This window comes from Stutzerimonas marianensis, from assembly GCF_022810315.1.
GTDB lineage: Bacteria > Pseudomonadota > Gammaproteobacteria > Pseudomonadales > Pseudomonadaceae > Stutzerimonas > Stutzerimonas marianensis.
This window is the reverse complement of record NZ_JALGRD010000007.1, coordinates 221049-238701: the sequence shown is the minus strand read 5'-3', so window position 1 is coordinate 238701 and position 17653 is coordinate 221049. Positions and strand designations below refer to the sequence as shown.

Below are 17653 nucleotides of genomic sequence, written 5' to 3'. Positions count from 1 at the left end.
TCCTTGGTTCAGGCAACGAGGCCTGCCGACTTGAGTGATTCAAGCGCGGCGAGCCAATGCGGATTCTGCTTGTATTCCAGCGAGCCAACGCACCGGCGGCGCATCGTCTTCAGTGCTGGAGGCGCTTGAACGCGCAGGCGCTGCAGTGCACTGAGCGCCAGTTCAGCCGCAGCGCGATCGTTGCACACAAGCCCCATGTCGCACCCAGCCCCAAGAGCGGCCTCGATGCGACTGGCCGCATCGCCGGCGACGTGCGCGCCCGCCATCGACAGATCGTCGCTGAAGATCACGCCGCGAAAGCCCAGCTCCTGACGGAGGATGTCCTGCAACCAGCGGCGAGAAAACCCAGCCGGTTGGTCATCGACCGCTGGATAGATGACATGCGCCGGCATCACGGCATCGAGCTCGCCGGCCAACTGGCGGAAAGGCACCATGTCCTGCTCGCGGATCAGGTCCAGCGATCGTTCATCCACGGGGATCGCGACATGCGAATCGGCCTCTGCCCAACCATGCCCCGGGAAGTGCTTGCCGGTGGTTGCCATGCCGGCCCGCCGCATCCCCCGCATGAATGCGCCTGCAAGCTTGCTCGTTTGCACCGCATCACCGCCGAACGAGCGGGCACCAATGACCGCGCTGCGCTGGTGATCAAGATCCAGTACCGGCGCGAAGCTGAAGTCGAGCCCCACCGCGAGCACCTCGGTGGCCATGACCCAACCACAGGTTTCGGCCAGCTGCGCCGCATCCTGACGGCCAGCGAAGTCGCCCATCGCCGGCAGGCGCACGACATCACGGCGCAGCCTCTGGACGCGCCCGCCCTCCTGATCCACAGCCAGAAGCAGATCCGGCCGAATCGCGCGAACCGACCTCGAAAGCTCCGCGACCTGACGAGGGTGTTCGATATTGCGGGCAAACAGGATCAACCCGCCGACCTCGGGCTGGCGCAGCAGGTGACGATCCTCGGCACTCAACCAGGTGCCTGCGATATCCAGCATCAATGAACCAAGCATTTACGACGTCAATCCTTCATCGAGCACCGCGCTTGCCCATTCCGGACGGGCCGCCTCTTCGATATGGACCTCACAACCAGCGGGCACCAGGGGAAAGAGAGCGAGCAAATCCGCGTTACGCAGCCTGATGCAACCGTGAGATAGCGGCACGCCCATGGGCTCGGTATCAGGCGTGCCGTGCAAATAGATGTAGCGGCGAAAGGTATCCACCGCCCCAAGACGATTGAAGCCGAGCTCGCAACCGCTGAGCCAGAGAATCCGGGTCAGGATCCAGTCTCGCCCGGGGTACTGTTCGTGCAATGCCGGCGTCCATACTTCTCCGGTCCAACGCCTCCCCCGTAACACAGCCCCAAGGGGCAAGCCTTCACCTATACGGGCGCGGACCCGGTGACGCCCGCGAGGGGTACAACCGGAACCATTCTGCTCGCCTACCCCGTTACGGGCGGAAGATATTGGCAAGCGCACACGCAGCCGCCCGCCCGAGAAGCCATAGAGCCGCTGGTCAGCGATGGAAACATGGAGCAAATCGAGTGTAAGCATGGGCCGGTAGCTTAGCCGATCGACCGCGGACGGTGAACTCAACCCTTGGCAGGCATCGCCAGCGCGTTGCGCCGTGCGATGGGTTGAGCTTGCGCCAGCGTCGCGTCGAGCCCGCCTGAATCGGCTCGCATCCCCGCAGCGAGGAACGGCACCATCATCCGCATGACCTGCTCGATCGACGTCTTCGCACCGAAGTCATTCTCGGCGATGGCGCGAAGCGCCTTGATCCCGGACATGCTGAATGCCGCCGCCCCGAGCATGAAGTGCACCCGCCAGAACAGCTCGATGGGTGGAATCGCTGGCGAAGCTTCGTGCACGCGCATCATGTAACGACGGAACACCTTGCCGTACATGTCTTCCAGATAACGCCGCAGATGCCCCTGGCTCTGGCTGAAGGACAAGCCCAGCAGCCGCATGAAGATCGACAGGTCGTCACCGCTTCGGGGTTTGACCGCCAAAGCCTGCTCGACGAGGATTTCCAGCAGTTCCTCCAAGCTATCGGTCTTGTCAGACTGGGCTTCACGCCGGTCCAGTTCTCGCTCCAGGCTGGCACAGAACGGACCGAGAAACCGAGAGAAGACCGCCTGGATGAGGGCCTTTTTGGAGCCGAAGTGATAGTTGACCGCCGCGAGGTTGACCCCCGCCTTGCTGGTGATCAGGCGAAGCGATGTCTCGGCGAAGCCTTTTTCCGCGAACAGCTGTTCCGCCGCATCCAGAATCCGCTCGACTGTTTCCGACTGCGCCATGCCCTCTCCCGAACACCAAACAAGTGTTTGAAACTTACGTTTCGGCCCGAACCAAGTCAACCTGAAACCGCCGTGGGCCCGGGCGCCATGTCGGAAAGCTTGCATCATGCCCGCGCCCGGCTCAACCAAACAAGGATTGCCAAGGTCAGATCACTGTATATAATCCCAGCACCTGTATAAAAGAACAGAGCCCATCATGATCAAGCTGACCCCGCGGCAGTCGGAAATCCTTGCCTTCATCAAGCGATGCTTGGAAGACAACGGCTATCCGCCGACACGCGCTGAAATTGCGCAGGAGTTGGGCTTCAAATCACCGAATGCCGCCGAGGAGCACCTCAAGGCACTGGCCCGCAAGGGTGCGATTGAAATGACGCCAGGCGCATCCAGAGGCATCCGGGTGCCAGGCATCGAACCGGCAGCCGAGGAGAACGGGCTTCCCGTGATCGGTCGTGTCGCGGCAGGTGCCCCCATTCTTGCCGCGCAGAACATCGAAGAATCCTGTCAGATCAACCCTGCATTTTTTCATCCCCGTGCCGATTACCTGTTGCGTGTACGCGGCACGAGCATGAAGGACATCGGCATATTCGACGGCGACCTGCTCGCGGTGCATACGACGCGTGAAGCGCGCAATGGTCAGGTGGTCGTGGCACGCCTGGACGATGAAGTGACCGTCAAGCGCTTCAAACGAGAAGGGAACAAGGTATGGCTGCTGGCTGAGAATCCTGAGTTCGCCCCTATAGAGGTCGATCTCGAACAGCAGGAACTGGTGATCGAAGGCTTGAGTGTCGGCGTGATTCGCCGTTGAAGGAGAGGTTTATGCAGTATCAACCACTACCCGTTGCAGGCAACCCACCGCAGCTCTCCCTGTTCGAAGGACTCCTTTCGCAGGGCATCACACCGTTCGTGAGACTCGAACAGGCAAACGCCGCCGTACAACCCGCCGAGGAACGCCTCAGTGAGATGACGCTGACAGGCAGCGACATTCACTGTCGCTTGCTGATCGCCCCGATTCTGCGCGATCTGAGCCAAGCCATCGATACCCGCTGGCTTACGCTGATAGCGCCGCCAGGCTCGCTGTCGAACAGCTGGCTGAAGGAAAGTGGATTCAATCGCGACCGCATCCTGCTGTTGCCCGCCCGGGCGTCTCAGACCGCCCTTGACCTGGCTTGCAAGGCACTGATGTCCGGCTGCAGCCATACGGTGATCACCTGGTTCGATCGACTGGATCGTGCCAGTCGCGCCAGGCTGCGCACCGCAGCCGAACAGGGCGCCGCCCAGAGTCTGAACATCAGAATGGCTTGAAGCCTGAAGACACCGGCACAGGGATGTGCCATCGATACACGCCGGGCGCAACGCCCGCCGCTCAATGCAAGACGCGCGGAGCCTCTTCCTGCTCCAGCTCTCCTTCCGACATCCGACCTGCCATCTGTACGCCCACATTGAACATCGCCTTGGCGATTTCGACGTGTTGCCCCTGCAGGAAGGCCTTGGCGTCGTCGGAAAAATCCAGCGTCACCAGCACCCCTTCGTCATCGGCGCGACGCAGCACGATGCTGCCATCGGGAAGCTCGACGATTTCCAGAAATGAGGTTGGCATAGGACTGGCTCTCTGGTGAAAGGCGGGCATTGTAACAGCCACCGACATGACCGCCAGCCTTTATGGCTTATGCAGCCGCCCTCGCCCCGCCCACACGACGGGTGCATCAGATCGTCAAGGGCAAGTACGATGACCGCCCAGCCGCGAGAGCGACGCCGTCTCCCGAAACCATCAATGATCTCCAAGACTTACCTGCTTACCGCACTTGCCATGTTGGCATTCGCCGGGAATTCCCTGTTGTGCCGTGTCGCCCTGCGCGACACCAGCATCGACCCGGCGACGTTTACCCTGTTGCGCCTGGTGGCAGGCGCTGGCGTTCTGTGGCTGATGGTTCGTATGCGCGCGAAGGCGGATTCGTGCGCGGGTAGTTGGCGGGGCGCGCTCGCCCTGTTCGCCTATGCCGCGGCGTTCTCCTATGCCTATGTGCAACTTGATGCCGGCGCGGGCGCATTGCTGCTGTTCGGGGCCGTTCAGCTCAGCATGATCGCCTGGGGCATGCTGAAGGGGGAGCGCCTGGCACCGATGCAAGTCGCTGGCATGCTGTTGGCGACAGCAGGCGTTGCCGCCCTGCTGTTACCGGGTGCTCGCACCCCGCCGATGACGGCATCGGTGCTGATGATGGTCTCGGGAATCGCCTGGGGCGCCTATTCACTGATGGGCAAGGGGAAACCGAACCCGCTGGCGACGACGGCCGGAAATTTCATCCGGGCGACGCCAATCGCGACGGTGATGTGCCTGGCTGGAGCTGCGACGCTGCGATGGGACGCAACAGGTGCGCTCTACGCGGTAGCGTCCGGCGCGCTCACCTCCGGCATCGGCTACGCCATCTGGTATGCCGCGCTACCTGGACTGAGCGCCGTTCAAGGTGCCAGCGTGCAACTGAGCGTGCCGCTGCTTACAGCGCTCGCTGGCAGCCTGTTGCTGGGTGAAAACCTCACCGGACGAACCCTGGTCGCGGGCATCGCAATCCTCGGAGGCATCGCCCTGGTGCTGAGTACGCGTCGTCAGGTTTGAACCTGGCGTCACGCCGCCCCTACCACTCGGTCAATGCCTCTCGAAAGCGCAGCGCCAGGCCCTTCAGGTTTTGTCGCCAGCTTTCGATCTGCTCACGCGAGAGGGCATGTTCCTGTTCGTCATCCACACGGACGGCTTCGATCAGCGGCAGGCTCGGATCGATCTTCGCTTTCGCCGGGGCGCGCGGCGGCTCGAACAGCCGGCCATGAGCCCCGAGCAGCTGCGCCAACCAGGTTTCAGGGTTGCCCGCGAGCTCCATCAGCTCGGCAAACTCAGGGCTCGGCGCGGTCTTGTCCAGCTCCAGCATCGCCTCGACACGCGGCGCGCGGGCATTGGGTAAGCGGTAATAGCCTGCAATTTCGTGGCACAAACCAAGCAGGGCGCCGTAGAGGTGAAAAAGACTGGCTTCCCGCTCGGCCTGGATCAGCCCGGGTGCGTTCAACCCGAGACTTTCCTCGGCGCGTCGCCAGCTCTCCAAGGACAAACCGGCAAAGTAGATCTTCTGGTTGGTCCGCGTATAAAGCTCGTGCGCCATGGCGTGCTCTCCACTGGATTGAAGATCGAGTCGGTACCCGTCCGGTAACCGACTCGAGGGTGTCACTTGGAACTGCTCTTGTCTTCGACTTTCCACTTACCGCCATCGTAGAACGCTTTCCAACCGGTCGGTTTTCCGTTGACCTCCGATTGGACGTATTGCTCCTTGGTCTTGCGGCTGAAACGGATGACCGCAGGGCGGCCTTCCGGGTCCTGCTGGGGCGCATCGAGCAGGAAGTGATACTTGGGGTCGATTTCGTCCCTGTGCGGAAGCAACTCCTTGACCAACGGAGCGCGGGTTTCGCGATTCTTCGGGAACTGGCTCGCCGCGAGGAACAGGCCGGACGCGCCATCACGCAGTACGTAGGTATCGTCGACCTTCTCGCATTTGAGCTCCGGCATCTTTACCGCATCCATCTTCGGCGGCGCCGCTTCGCCGTTGCGCAACAACTTGCGGGTGTTCTTGCACTCGGCATTGGTGCAGCCGAAGAATTTGCCGAAACGGCCGGTCTTGAGCTGCATCTCGCTGCCGCACTTGTCGCATTCGAGGCTCGGGCCTTCGTAGCCCTTGATCCGGTACTGGCCTTCCTCGATCTCATAGCCCGTGCAGTCCGGGTTGTTGCCGCAGATATGCAGCTTGTGCGTTTCGTCCAGCAGATAAGCGTCCATCGCCGTGCTGCAGATCGGGCAACGATGCTTGCCGAGCAGGACACGGGATTCGGACTCACCCTCATCATCGGCGGCGATCTCATCGCCCGGAATCAGGTTCACCGTTGACTTGCAACGCTCCTTCGGCGGCAGGCTGTAGCCCGAGCACCCCAGAAAGACGCCAGTCGAGGCGGTTCGGATCATCATCGGCCGCCCGCACACTTTGCACGGAATGTCCGTCGGGGTGGGCTGGTTGGCCCGCATGCCGTTCTCACTGCCCTCGGCAAGCTCCAGCTTGTTGCGGAAGTCGCCATAGAACTCGTCGAGTACGTGCTTCCACTCGCGCTCGCCCTGGGCGACGTCGTCGAGATGCTCTTCCATGCCGGCGGTGAAGCCGTAGTCCATCAAGTTATTGAAACTCTCGGAAAGCCGTTCGGTAACGATGTCGCCCATCTTCTCGGAATAGAAGCGGCGGTTGTGCAGGGACACATAGCCTCGGTCCTGGATGGTCGAGATGATCGCGGCATAGGTCGAAGGGCGACCAATGCCACGCTTTTCCATTTCCTTGACCAGGCTGGCTTCGGAGTAACGCGCCGGCGGCTTGGTGAAGTGCTGGCTCGGGTCGAGCTTGATCAGCTTCATCCCGTCGCCCTTGTTCATGTCCGGCAGGACGTCGTCCTCTCCGCTCTTGCTCTGCTGGGGCATGACCCGGGTATAGCCGTCGAACCGTAGGATACGGCCCTTGGCACGCAGCTCGTAGTTGCCAGCGGCCACGGTCACGCTGGTCGATAGATACTGAGCCGGCGGCATCTGGCAGGCGACGAATTGGCGCCAGATCAGATCGTAGAGCCGTTCGGCATCGCGCTCCATGCCTGACAGCTGGTTCGGCCGCAGATTGACGTCCGATGGCCGGATGGCCTCGTGCGCCTCTTGCGCGCCTTCCTTGCTGGAGTAGAAGTTGGGCTTTTCCGGCAGGTACTTGTCACCGAACTCGCCTTCGATAAAGCCACGGACCATGGTCAGCGCATCGGCGGACAGGTTGGTCGAGTCCGTTCGCATGTAGGTGATATAGCCGGCCTCGTAAAGCCGCTGCGCCATCATCATGGTCTTTTTCACGCCGAAACCGAGGCGGTTGCTCGCCGCCTGCTGCAGCGTCGAGGTAATGAACGGAGCGGAGGGCTTGCTGCTGGTGGGCTTGTCTTCACGCTTGGCCACGCTGTAGGTCGCGCCCTTGAGCTGCTCGAGGGCGGCCATGGCGTGACTTTCGTTAAGCGGCTTGAAGGCCTCGCCATTCTCACGGGCAACTTCGAAGCGAACCTTGGCGTTGCTCGACGTGGCGAGGTCAGCGTGGACTTCCCAGTATTCCTCGGGGACGAAAGCGCGAATTTCACGCTCGCGCTCGACGACCAGCTTCACGGCCACAGACTGCACCCGGCCGGCAGACAGGCCTCGAGCGATCTTGGCCCAGAGCAGCGGCGAAACCATGTAACCGACTACACGATCGAGAAATCGACGTGCCTGTTGCGCATTGACCCGGTTGATGTCCAGGTCGCCCGGCTGGGCAAAGGCTTCCTGGATCGCTTTCTTGGTGATCTCGTTGAACACCACACGCTTGTAGCGGCTGTCGTCGCCGCCGATCGACTCGCGCAGGTGCCAGGCAATGGCCTCCCCTTCCCTATCCAAGTCGGTCGCGAGATAGATGGTGTCGGCTTCCTTGGCCAGGCGACGCAGCTCGTCGATGACCTTTTCCTTGCCGGGTAGGATCTCGTAGCGGGCCTTCCAGCCATGCTCAGGATCGACGCCCATCCGTGCGATCAGCTGACGCTTGGCCTTTTCCTTCGGCGACAGCGCAGGCGCCTCGGCTGCAGCCGCCTTGCCCCGCTTGGCTGGCTCGCGCACGGCAGAGCCGCTGGTAGGAAGGTCGCGGATATGGCCGATACTCGACTTCACCACGTACTGGTTGCCCAAATACTTGTTGATTGTCTTGGCCTTGGCCGGTGATTCCACGATGACCAGCGATTTACCCATGGAGAGGAAGGTTCCTGAATCTAGAGATGGCTTGAAGAATTGATCTATGGCGATGTCGCCGCCGATCGGTACCGCAGAAAGAAGCGAAGCAGGCCTTTCCAGCGCTGCAGTGGGGCATCGGGATGCCCCGGAAATCTTCCATACCCACTGCGAAATCCCTTGGCAGCACCGCTGCCCGGTGGGTTTTGTCACCTGTTCCAGCAGACCGCGACGACACGCGCTCTCCTGGAAAAGCACCGCTATATATAGTGGCGAGAGACGCGAGGTCAAGCACGAGGGTTAAGCCAACCCCCATCCACGCGCCTCAAAACCGGCTGGGTTCGGCTTCGATCAGCGCAAATCGCGGCAGCGTCTCGCCGTCGACCTCGACCGTTTCGATGAACATCGAAAGCGGTCTTACCCACAGCCCGTAATCGCCGTAAAGCGCTTGGTAGAAAACCACCGGCTCTTCGGTCTCCGAATGCGTGGCCACCGCATAGACCCGGTACTCCGGTCCCTTGTAATGGCGATAACGGCCTGGCGTAACCTGCATCTGACCCCTCCCCGTCCCAGCGGCGCTTCAAAAAGAAAACCGGGGCGCGTGGGCCCCGGTCTTCGCCTTTCAGACAGCTTAGACGCGTTCGAACACCGTCGTGATTCCCTGACCGAGACCAATGCACATCGTGGCCACGCCGAGGGTTCCACCTTTCTGCTTCATCACGTTCAACAGCGTGCCGGAAATACGCGCTCCGGAGCAACCGAACGGATGGCCCAGCGCAATGGCACCACCGTGCAGGTTGACCTTGTCTTCCATTTTGTCGAGAAGCTTGAGGTCCTTGAGCACAGGCAGGGCCTGGGCCGCAAAGGCTTCGTTCAGTTCGACGAAATCGATGTCGTCCATGGTCAGACCGGCGCGCTTGAGCGCCTTCTGGGTTGCCGGCACCGGACCATAGCCCATGATCGCCGGATCAACGCCTGCCAGCGCCATGGAACGGATCACGGCCATCGGCTGGATGCCCAGGTCCTGCGCACGTTGCGCCGACATGACGATCATGCAGGATGCACCGTCGGTGATCTGTGACGAGGTACCGGCGGTCACGGTGCCGCCCTTCGGATTGAAGGCCGGCTTGAGCTGCGCCAGGCTTTCCAGGGTCGTGTCCGGGCGGATGGTTTCGTCGAAGTCGAACACCTTCAGGAAGCCGTCCTCGTCGTAGCCTTCCATCGGGATGATTTCATCCTTGAACATGCCCTCGACCGTCGCCTTGTGCGCCAGGCGGTGCGAGCGCTCACCAAAGGCGTCCTGCTGCTCGCGGGTGATGCCATGCATCTTGCCGAGCATCTCGGCGGTCAGGCCCATCATGCCGGACGCCTTGGCGGCATACAGCGACAGCTGCGGGTTAGGGTCGACGCCATGCATCATACCGACGTGGCCCATGTGCTCGACGCCACCGACGACGAACACATCGCCGTTGCCGGTCATGATCGCCTGGGCAGCGGTGTGCAGGGCGCTCATCGACGAGCCGCACAGGCGACTGACGGTCTGCGCGGCGCTGGTGTGCGGAATGCGGGTCAGCAGCGACGCCATGCGGGCGATGTTCCAGCCCTGCTCGAGGGTCTGGTTCACGCAGCCCCAGATCACGTCCTCTACTTCGGCCGGATCGATCTTCGGGTTGCGTGCCAGCAGGCCATCGATCAGGTGCGCTGACATGGTCTCAGCGCGCGTATTGCGGTGCATGCCGCCCTTGGAACGCCCCATCGGGGTACGGCCGAAGTCGACAATCACGACGTCTCTTGGATTCAGGCTCATGAATTCTCTCTCCCTCGATTAACCGTAGAAGCGCTGGCCGTTGGCGGCCATCTCACGCAGCTTCGCGGTCGGGTGGTACAGCGGGCCCAGGTCGGCGTACTTGTCGGCCATCGCGACGAACTCGGCGACGCCGATCGAATCGATGTAGCGCAGCGCACCCCCACGGAAGGGTGGGAAGCCGATGCCGTAGATCAGGCCCATGTCGGCTTCGGCGGCGGTTTCGACGATCTTGTCTTCCAGGCAGCGCACGGTTTCCAGGCACAGCGGGATCATCATGTAATTGATGATGTCCTCGTCTGACAGCTCGCGCGTCTCGGCAACGATCGGCTTGAGCAGCTCGTAGGCCTGCGGGTCGACGACCTTCTTCGGCTTGCCCTTCTTGTCCATCTCGTAGGCATAGAAGCCCTTGCCATTCTTCTGGCCGAGGCGGTTGGCGTCGTACATGACGTCGACGGCGGTGCGGGTATCGTCCTTCATGCGATCCGGGAAGCCTTCGGCCATCACGTCACGGCCGTGGTGGCCGGTGTCCATGCCGACGACGTCCATCAGGTAGGCCGGGCCCATGGGCCAGCCGAACTTCTCCATCACCTTGTCGGCACGAACGAAGTCGACACCGTGGGCGATGGCGCGGGCGAAGCCGCCGAAGTACGGAAAGAGCACGCGGTTGACCAAGAAGCCCGGGCAATCGTTGACCACGACCGGGCTCTTGCCCATTTTCTTGGCGTAGGCAACCGTGGTGGCGATGGCGGTTTCGCTGGTCTTCTCGCCGCGGATCACTTCCACCAGAGGCATCATGTGCACTGGGTTGAAGAAGTGCATGCCGCAGAAGTTTTCCGGACGCTTGAGCGCCTGCGCCAGGTAGCTGATGGAGATGGTGGAAGTGTTGGAGGCGATGATCGCGTCTTCGCGCACGTGGCCTTCCACCTCGGCCAGCACGGCGTGCTTGACCTTCGGGTTCTCGACCACGGCTTCGACGACGATGTCGACATTGCCGAAATCACCGTAGGACATGGTCGGGCGGATCGCGTTGAGCGCCTGAGCCATCTTGTCAGCGGTCAAACGGCCTTTTTCGACACGCTTGCCGAGCAGCTTGGAGGCTTCGTCCAGACCCATCTGGATACCCTCTTCGCGGATATCCTTCATCAGGATCGGCGTGCCCTTGACGGCCGACTGGTAGGCGATACCGCCACCCATGATGCCGGCGCCCAGTACGGCGGCGAGCTTCACGTCACGCGCCTGCTTGTCGTACGCCTTGGCCTTCTTCTTCAGCTCCTGGTCGCTGAGGAACAGGCCGACCAGACTTTGTGCAACCGAGGTCTTGGCCAGCTTGACGAAGCCGGCAGCCTCGACTTCGATGGCCTTGTCGCGGCCGAAGTTGGCGGCTTTCTGGATGGTCTTGATGGCTTCGACCGGAGCCGGGTAGTTCGGGCCAGCCTGACCGGCGACGAAGCCTTTGGAGGTCTCGAAAGCCATCATCTGCTCGATGGCGTTGAGCTTGAGCTTGTCCAGCTTCGGCTGACGCTTGGCCTTGTAGTTCAGCTCGCTGGAAATGGCGCGCTTGATCAGATCCAGTGCGGCGGCCTGGAGCTTGTCGGGAGTCACGACGGCATCGACCGCGCGAACCTTGAGCGCGTCTTCGGCACGGTTTTCCTTGCCCGAAGCGATCCACTCGACGGCGTTGTCCACGCCGATCAGGCGTGGCAGGCGTACGGTGCCACCAAAGCCCGGGTAAATGCCCAGCTTGACTTCCGGCAGACCGACCTTGGCGGTCGTCGACATGACGCGATAGTCCGCCGCCATGCACATCTCGAAACCGCCACCCAGGGCGATGCCGTTGATGGCGACCACGGTGGGTACGCCCAGGTCTTCGAAATCGCTGAAGATCTTGTTCGCTTCGAGGTTGCCGGCGACCAGCTCTTCATCGGGCAACTTGAAGTTGTCGACGAACTCGGTGATGTCAGCACCGACGATGAATACATCCTTACCGCTGGTGACGATCACACCCGTGACCGAAGCGTCGGCCTTGATGGCGTCGACGGCCTGGCGTAGGTCGTTGAGAGTGAGACGATTGAACTTGTTGACGGACTCACCCTTGAGGTCGAAATTCAATTCGACGATGCCACTCTCAAGAGCCTTAACCGTGATGGCTTTACCTTCGTAAATCATCAACTGATCTCCAGGTATGGAAGCTGAACGTTACGCGTCGCACGTCTTCGACCCCGAGGCCGTCACCGATTCGGAAGCGACACCCGGAGAAACGACACCCACCGACACGATAATCCGGGCAGACGGCGTTTGCAGGGCAAACGCTCGATTCATACGCCCGTTTGATTTGGGTGAGCACACCTTCATGGAAAAGCGATCCATTGTCAATCAGCGCCATGCGCTCGCCAGCTCACCCGCCAACCAGACCGTTAAGACTAGTCGACGGCGTGACGGTGCGATTCGAACCGGCCACCGATACCCATCAAGCACCATTCACATTCCTGATCCGCTACACCCAACCCGCTGAACCTGCCCCGCTCAAGGTCGTCACAGAAGATGACGTGCCGAGTACACTGCGCGCCTGACCTTTTCAGCACCGCCTCGCCGTTTCTCCGCGAGGCGCCCAGGAGTATCGAATGCCCGCCCCTATCGCCCGAGTCGACCAAGGCCGCGATCCGTACAAATGGCTCGAGAACCGCGACGCCCAGGACGTTCTGGACTACTTGAAGGCCGAAAACGCCTATCTGGAGGAACAACTGACTGATCAAGCGGATCTGCGTGAAACGCTTTTCCAGGAGATCAAGCGCCGCATCCGCGAAACCGATCTTTCCCTGCCCTCCCCCTGGGGCCCGTGGCTGTACTACCAGCGCACCACTGCGGGGGATGAGTATCCGCGACACTATCGCTGCCCGCGCTCGCTGGATGGTTCGCTGACCGTCGATGAAAACGCCGAACAGCTGCTGCTCGACCCCAACGAACTGGCCGGTGGCGGCTTCCTTTCGCTGGGTGCCTTCAGCGTCAGCCAGGACCACAGCAAGCTCGCCTACAGCCTCGACCGCGAGGGCGACGAGATCTACCGGCTCTACGTCAAGGACCTGGCCAGCGGCGCGGTCACCGAGCTGCCCTTCGACAACTGCGACGGCAGCATGACCTGGGCCAACGACAGCCAGACCCTGTTCTACGGCGAGCTGGACGAGACCCACCGCCCGCACAAGATTTACCGCCACCGCCTTGGCGATACGGACAGCAGCGAGGTTTATCACGACCCGGACGGGCGCTTCTTCGTGCATTGCTACCGCGCCAGCTCCGACCGCCAGTTGGTCATCCTCTCCCACAGCAAGACCACCAGCGAAGCCTGGGTGCTCTCGGCGGACCAGCCGGAGGGCAGCTGGACCTGTCTGGCACCGCGCCAGGAGGATCACGAGTACTTCCCCGATCATGGCCTGTACGAAGGCCGGTGGCGCTGGCTGATCCGCAGCAACCAGGCGGGCATCAACTTCGCCCTTTATCACGCCAGCGAGGCCGAGCCAGGCCGCGAGCACTGGCAGGAGCTGGTCCCGCATGACGACGCAGTGATGCTCGAGGATGTCAGCCTGAACGCCGAGGCGATCACCCTGACCCTGCGCGAAGGCGGCCTGCCGGTGATCGAGGTGCGGCCACAGGGCGTCCAGCCCTATCGCCTGCAGTTGCCCGATGCGGCCTACAGCCTGCACGTGCAGAATTCGCTGGAATTCAACAGCACGGTGATCCGCCTGCGCTACGAGGCGTTGAATCGCCCGGCGCAGATTCGCCAGCTGACCTTGGCCGACGGCACGCAGGAGGTGCTCAAGGAGACCCCGGTGGAAGGCCCGTTCGATGCCGATGCCTATGAAAGTCGGCGCATCTGGGCCACCGCCCAGGACGGCACGCAGATTCCCATCAGCCTGGTCGGCCGCTGCGACAGCTTCGGCAAGCCCGCACCGCTCTACCTCTACGGCTACGGCGCCTACGGTCACAGCCCCGACCCCTGGTTCTCCCACGCGCGGCTGTCGCTGCTCGACCGCGGCTTCGTCTTCGCCATCGCGCATGTGCGTGGCGGCGGTGATCTGGGCGAGGCCTGGTACCGCGCCGGCAAGCTGGAACACAAGCCGAACACCTTCAACGATTTCATCGCCTGCGCCGAACAGCTGTTGGCCGATGGCTACACCACGTCGCCACGCCTGGCCATCAGCGGCGGTAGCGCCGGTGGTCTGCTGATCGGTGCGGTGCTCAACCTGCGTCCGGAGCTGTTCGGTGCGGCGATCGCCGAGGTGCCCTTCGTCGACGTGCTCAACACCATGCTCAACGCCGACCTGCCGCTGACCGTGACCGAGTACGACGAATGGGGCGACCCGAACCAGCCCGAGGTGCACGAACGCATCCGCGCCTACGCGCCCTATGAGAACGTCCGGGCCCAGGCCTATCCGCCACTGCTGGCCGTGGCCGGCTACAACGACAGCCGTGTGCAGTACTGGGAGGCTGCCAAGTGGGTCGCCAAGCTGCGCGCCACCCGCACCGACAACAATCTGCTGTTGCTCAAGACCGAATTCGGCGCCGGTCACGGCGGCATGAGCGGCCGCTACCAGGCGCTCAAGGACGTGGCGCTGGAGTACGCCTTCGTGCTCAAGGTTTTTGGCCTCACCGGGGCCTGACGCCTTTAGCGCGCAACAGCCGCAGGTCGGGGCGCCACCGGCGCACGGTCGGTCCGGCGGAACGAGGCGCCGGGCGGGACGGTCATCTGTTCACATCACAGCGGAGTGAACGGCCATGAACCTGAAATCCATCAAGCAATCGTCACAGAACGTCCACGGCTGGGAGCGAGCCGCCTCTATTGCCGGCGGGCTGTTCTTCCTCGGCAAGGGATTGAGCCGCGGCGGAATCGGCGGTCTGCTACAAGTCGCAATGGGCGGTATGGCGCTGGCGCGCGGGGTGACCGGCCATTGCGAAGCCAAACGCGTGCTCTGCGAACTCGACGAGCATTCGAAGCACGCCGAGGGTCGCTCGCACCACATGCCGTTGCACCGCAGCGAATCGGATCAGCAGCAACTCCAGCGCAGCGCACAGGCGGCTACGGAGACGGCGACCGTCACAGGCAACGATTCACTGCGCAACCCTCCGACCGGCGTCTGAGCCTCGGCCAGGGCGGGGTCACCAAGGACGCGGCTCGACGATAAGCGCGGCGCGTTCGCCAACAGCCACATCGGCCAGCGGGAACAGGATGTGATCGTGCGGCCCTTCGGCGACCCAACAGTGCGGACCATCCTCGGCCAGCAGCATACCTGGCGGCAGCGGCGTGAAGTTCTCGATATCGTCCGGCACGTGCAGCACAAAACGCTCGCTGCGCTTGACGATCTCTCGCGCAAGGCGATACGCCTGAGGGCGTATACCCGCCAGCCCTGCCGGGACGGCCGTCGCCTCGATCCAGCCTTGTGCAGCGTCGAGCAGCCGATCCAGGCAGGCCGGCCAGGTGCCGTCCGGCGCCTCGGCAACTTCCAGCGTGAACGCCTCCGCGCCATGGCGGGTGGCGGTGTGGGCACTGAAGGTGGCGGACGGCCGCTCCTGAACGAGTACGGCATCCACCGCCGCCTCGCCCAGCCGCCACAAGCTCTGCGGCGACACCGACCGGTCGGGAACCCAGGGGCAGACTGCGAACTGCGGTAACCGTGATGGCCGCATCGCCGAATGCAGGTCGTAATGCCAGCGAGCCCGGCCAGGCGTCCGGTAGAACTCGGCCGCCGCCCGCTCGAGCAATGCCGCCCGATCGGCCTCCCACCCGGTTTGTCCGGCATGAGCACCGCAGAATAGCCGATTCAGATCCTGCCCCACCCGACGAACGCCACGACGCATCGCCGGCGGATTGCAGAGCAACAAGAGCAGGCGCGCCCGAGGACGGATGTCGCCACGCTCCAGCCGTTGGATCAGCTGGTCGAGCAAGCGGATCGGTACCACCTCACATCCGTGCACGCCGGCGGACAGCACCAGGTCAAGCCCAGCGTCCTCGGCCGCGACGGGCATGACCTCGACGACACCCTCCGCCAGCCAGCGGACCCGCGCCCCGCTCGGGGTGCGCGCTTCCTTGGCCACCGGCTCTTGGCCGGCCAGCGTCAGCGCGAGGAAATCCGCGAGCAACGGCACGATGGATCAGTGATCGCAGTCAGGGCCGTGCACATGGTCATCAGCCGCGCGCTCGACCGGCTCCATCTCGAGTTCGAGACTGACCAGGTTCGTCGCCAACGGCCGCAGGAGCAGGTTGGCATACTCGGTATCGCCATCTTCGACGTCCACGCCGATCATCAGCTGGTTGTTGCCGACCTGCTGGATCCAGACTTCTCGGCCCTGCCACATGACGGCAAAGCGGGTGCAGGACGTTTCCAGCTGGGTTCCATCGACGTCTTCCAGGATCAGTTGCAGGCTATCGCTCATCACAGTTCGTCTCGTTGGAGGGAAAAGAGGGGCGCCGGAACGCCCCGAATGTTCAGGCCTGCGCCAACTTGGCCGCAGCTCGCTCGAAGCGGGCCAGGCCTTCGGCGATGTCGGCTTCATCGATGACCAGGCTCGGCGCAAGGCGGATGACATCGGGCCCAGCCTGCAGAATCATCAAGGCTTCCTTCTCGGCCGCATCGAAGATCTCCCGCGCGCGACCTTTCCAGCTGTCGTTCAGGACGCAGCCGATCAACAGCCCCATGCCACGCACCTGATCGAACAGCCCGTGGCGCTTTCCGATCTCGAGCAAGCCGCTCTTGAAGCGCTCATGACGTTGTTTGACGCCCGCCAGCACCTCCGGTGTGTTGACGATATCGACCACCGCCTCAGCCACGGCACAGGCCAGCGGGTTGCCGCCGTAGGTGGTGCCGTGTGTCCCCACGCTGAAGTGCTTGGCCACTTCATTCGTGGTCAGCATCAGGCCGATGGGGAATCCGCCACCGAGGCTCTTGGCATTGGTGAGGATGTCGGGTGTCACGCCGTAGTTCATGTAGGCATAGAGTTCGCCGGTGCGGCCCATGCCGGTCTGCACTTCGTCGAAGATCAGCAGCGCGTTGTGCTTGTCGCACAATTGGCGTGCACCCTCGAGATAGGCTTTCTGCGCAGGCAGTACACCGCTTTCGCCCTGGATCGGCTCCAGCACCACCGCACAGGTCTTGGCGGAAATCGCCGCTTCCAGCGCCGCCAGGTCGTTGAAGGGCACATGGCTGATGCCCTCGATCTTGGGCCCGAAGCCGTCGGAGTACTTGGGCTGACCGCCGACCGTCACGGTAAAGAGCGTACGGCCATGAAAGCTGTTCACCGCGGAAATGATCTCGTACTTCTCAGCGCCGAACCGGTCGTGGGCGTAACGGCGGGCCAGCTTGAACGCCGCCTCGTTGGCCTCGGCGCCGGAGTTGCAGAAGAACGCGCGGTCGGCGAAGGTCGCGGCGACCAGTTTCTTGGCCAGCCGCAGAGCCGGCTCGTTGGTGAAGATATTGGAAATATGCCAGAGCTTCGCGGCCTGCTCGGTGAGCGCCGACATCAATGCCGGATGGGCATGGCCCAACACGTTGACGGCGATACCGCCGGTGAAATCGATCAGCTCGCGTCCGCTCTGGTCCCATACACGTGACCCCTCGCCTCGGACCGGAATAAAGGCGGCCGGCGCGAAAGTGGGAACAATGACCTGGTCGAAATCGGCGCGTTCTACCGGGGTGTGCGGGACGGACATCAGGGCTCTCCTGCGATGAAAAATGAAAACGCCCCGCCATGGCGGGGCGTTGCT

At 62.7% G+C, this 17653-nt stretch carries 17 protein-coding genes; 5 read left to right on the top strand and 12 right to left on the bottom strand.

Translation table 11 applies throughout. From position 1 onward, the window contains the following. Positions 1-8: 8 nt before the first annotated feature. From nagZ to MST27_RS14085, 3 genes are read right to left on the bottom strand one after another with little or no spacing between them, the layout of a single operon-like run. Positions 9-1007 carry a beta-N-acetylhexosaminidase gene (nagZ, locus tag MST27_RS14095; RefSeq protein ID WP_243606573.1) on the bottom strand — a complete coding sequence of 333 codons (999 nt, stop codon included), beginning with the start codon at positions 1005-1007 and terminating at the stop codon, positions 9-11. Further along, on the bottom strand, positions 1008-1547 hold the full coding sequence (locus MST27_RS14090) for a L,D-transpeptidase (RefSeq protein ID WP_243606572.1): 540 nt from the start codon (positions 1545-1547) through the stop codon (positions 1008-1010). Between the two features lie 38 nt (positions 1548-1585). Continuing rightward, entirely contained in the window at positions 1586-2293 is a 708-nt protein-coding gene (locus tag MST27_RS14085; protein WP_243606571.1) for a TetR/AcrR family transcriptional regulator, read from the bottom strand. Positions 2294-2489: 196 nt separating this feature from the next. Between MST27_RS14085 and lexA the strand changes: the two genes are divergently transcribed. Both lexA and sulA read left to right on the top strand, forming a co-directional pair. Next, the gene (gene lexA, locus MST27_RS14080; protein WP_243606570.1) at positions 2490-3098 is read left to right on the top strand and encodes a transcriptional repressor LexA; all 609 of its coding nucleotides are present in this window, start codon (positions 2490-2492) and stop codon (positions 3096-3098) included. A gap of 11 nt (positions 3099-3109) precedes the next feature. Continuing rightward, positions 3110-3595: an SOS-induced cell division inhibitor SulA gene (gene sulA / locus MST27_RS14075; protein WP_243606569.1), complete on the top strand. Its 486-nt coding sequence runs from the start codon at positions 3110-3112 to the stop codon at positions 3593-3595. A 61-nt stretch (positions 3596-3656) separates the two neighbouring features. On the opposite strand, the gene MST27_RS14070 is transcribed toward sulA, so the two are convergent. Beyond that, entirely contained in the window at positions 3657-3890 is a 234-nt protein-coding gene (locus MST27_RS14070) for a hypothetical protein (protein ID WP_243606568.1), read from the bottom strand. A 174-nt stretch (positions 3891-4064) separates the two neighbouring features. On the opposite strand from MST27_RS14070, the gene MST27_RS14065 reads away from it, so the two are divergent. Continuing rightward, the gene (locus tag MST27_RS14065) at positions 4065-4904 is read left to right on the top strand and encodes a DMT family transporter (protein WP_243606567.1); all 840 of its coding nucleotides are present in this window, start codon (positions 4065-4067) and stop codon (positions 4902-4904) included. A gap of 19 nt (positions 4905-4923) precedes the next feature. Here the strand turns inward: MST27_RS14065 and MST27_RS14060 are convergent, their stop codons facing one another. From MST27_RS14060 to fadB, 5 genes are all read right to left on the bottom strand, one after another. Further along, positions 4924-5439, bottom strand: a complete 516-nt coding sequence (locus MST27_RS14060; RefSeq protein ID WP_243606566.1) for a DUF6586 family protein — start codon at positions 5437-5439, stop codon at positions 4924-4926. 62 nt (positions 5440-5501) lie between these two features. Then, entirely contained in the window at positions 5502-8114 is a 2613-nt protein-coding gene (topA, locus tag MST27_RS14055) for a type I DNA topoisomerase (protein ID WP_243606565.1), read from the bottom strand. Positions 8115-8418: 304 nt separating this feature from the next. Continuing rightward, on the bottom strand, positions 8419-8646 hold the full coding sequence (locus MST27_RS14050) for a DUF1653 domain-containing protein (RefSeq protein ID WP_243606564.1): 228 nt from the start codon (positions 8644-8646) through the stop codon (positions 8419-8421). A gap of 78 nt (positions 8647-8724) precedes the next feature. After that, positions 8725-9900: an acetyl-CoA C-acyltransferase FadA gene (gene fadA, locus MST27_RS14045; protein WP_243606563.1), complete on the bottom strand. Its 1176-nt coding sequence runs from the start codon at positions 9898-9900 to the stop codon at positions 8725-8727. An 18-nt stretch (positions 9901-9918) separates the two neighbouring features. Next, positions 9919-12066 (bottom strand): fatty acid oxidation complex subunit alpha FadB, encoded by a 2148-nt coding sequence (gene fadB / locus MST27_RS14040; protein WP_243606562.1) that lies wholly within the window; start codon positions 12064-12066, stop codon positions 9919-9921. 455 nt (positions 12067-12521) lie between these two features. On the opposite strand from fadB, the gene MST27_RS14035 reads away from it, so the two are divergent. Both MST27_RS14035 and MST27_RS14030 read left to right on the top strand, forming a co-directional pair. Further along, positions 12522-14555, top strand: a complete 2034-nt coding sequence (locus MST27_RS14035; RefSeq protein ID WP_243606561.1) for a S9 family peptidase — start codon at positions 12522-12524, stop codon at positions 14553-14555. 115 nt (positions 14556-14670) lie between these two features. After that, positions 14671-15033 carry a YgaP family membrane protein gene (locus MST27_RS14030; RefSeq protein WP_243606560.1) on the top strand — a complete coding sequence of 121 codons (363 nt, stop codon included), beginning with the start codon at positions 14671-14673 and terminating at the stop codon, positions 15031-15033. A gap of 18 nt (positions 15034-15051) precedes the next feature. On the opposite strand, the gene MST27_RS14025 is transcribed toward MST27_RS14030, so the two are convergent. Genes MST27_RS14025 through MST27_RS14015 form a run of 3 tightly spaced genes read right to left on the bottom strand, consistent with a single transcriptional unit; the run spans position 15052 to position 17599 of the window. Next, positions 15052-16038, bottom strand: a complete 987-nt coding sequence (locus MST27_RS14025; protein ID WP_243606559.1) for a succinylglutamate desuccinylase — start codon at positions 16036-16038, stop codon at positions 15052-15054. 6 nt (positions 16039-16044) lie between these two features. Then, entirely contained in the window at positions 16045-16326 is a 282-nt protein-coding gene (locus MST27_RS14020; RefSeq protein WP_243606558.1) for a topoisomerase II, read from the bottom strand. A 52-nt stretch (positions 16327-16378) separates the two neighbouring features. Then, positions 16379-17599: an aspartate aminotransferase family protein gene (locus MST27_RS14015; protein WP_243606557.1), complete on the bottom strand. Its 1221-nt coding sequence runs from the start codon at positions 17597-17599 to the stop codon at positions 16379-16381. Positions 17600-17653: the final 54 nt, after the last annotated feature.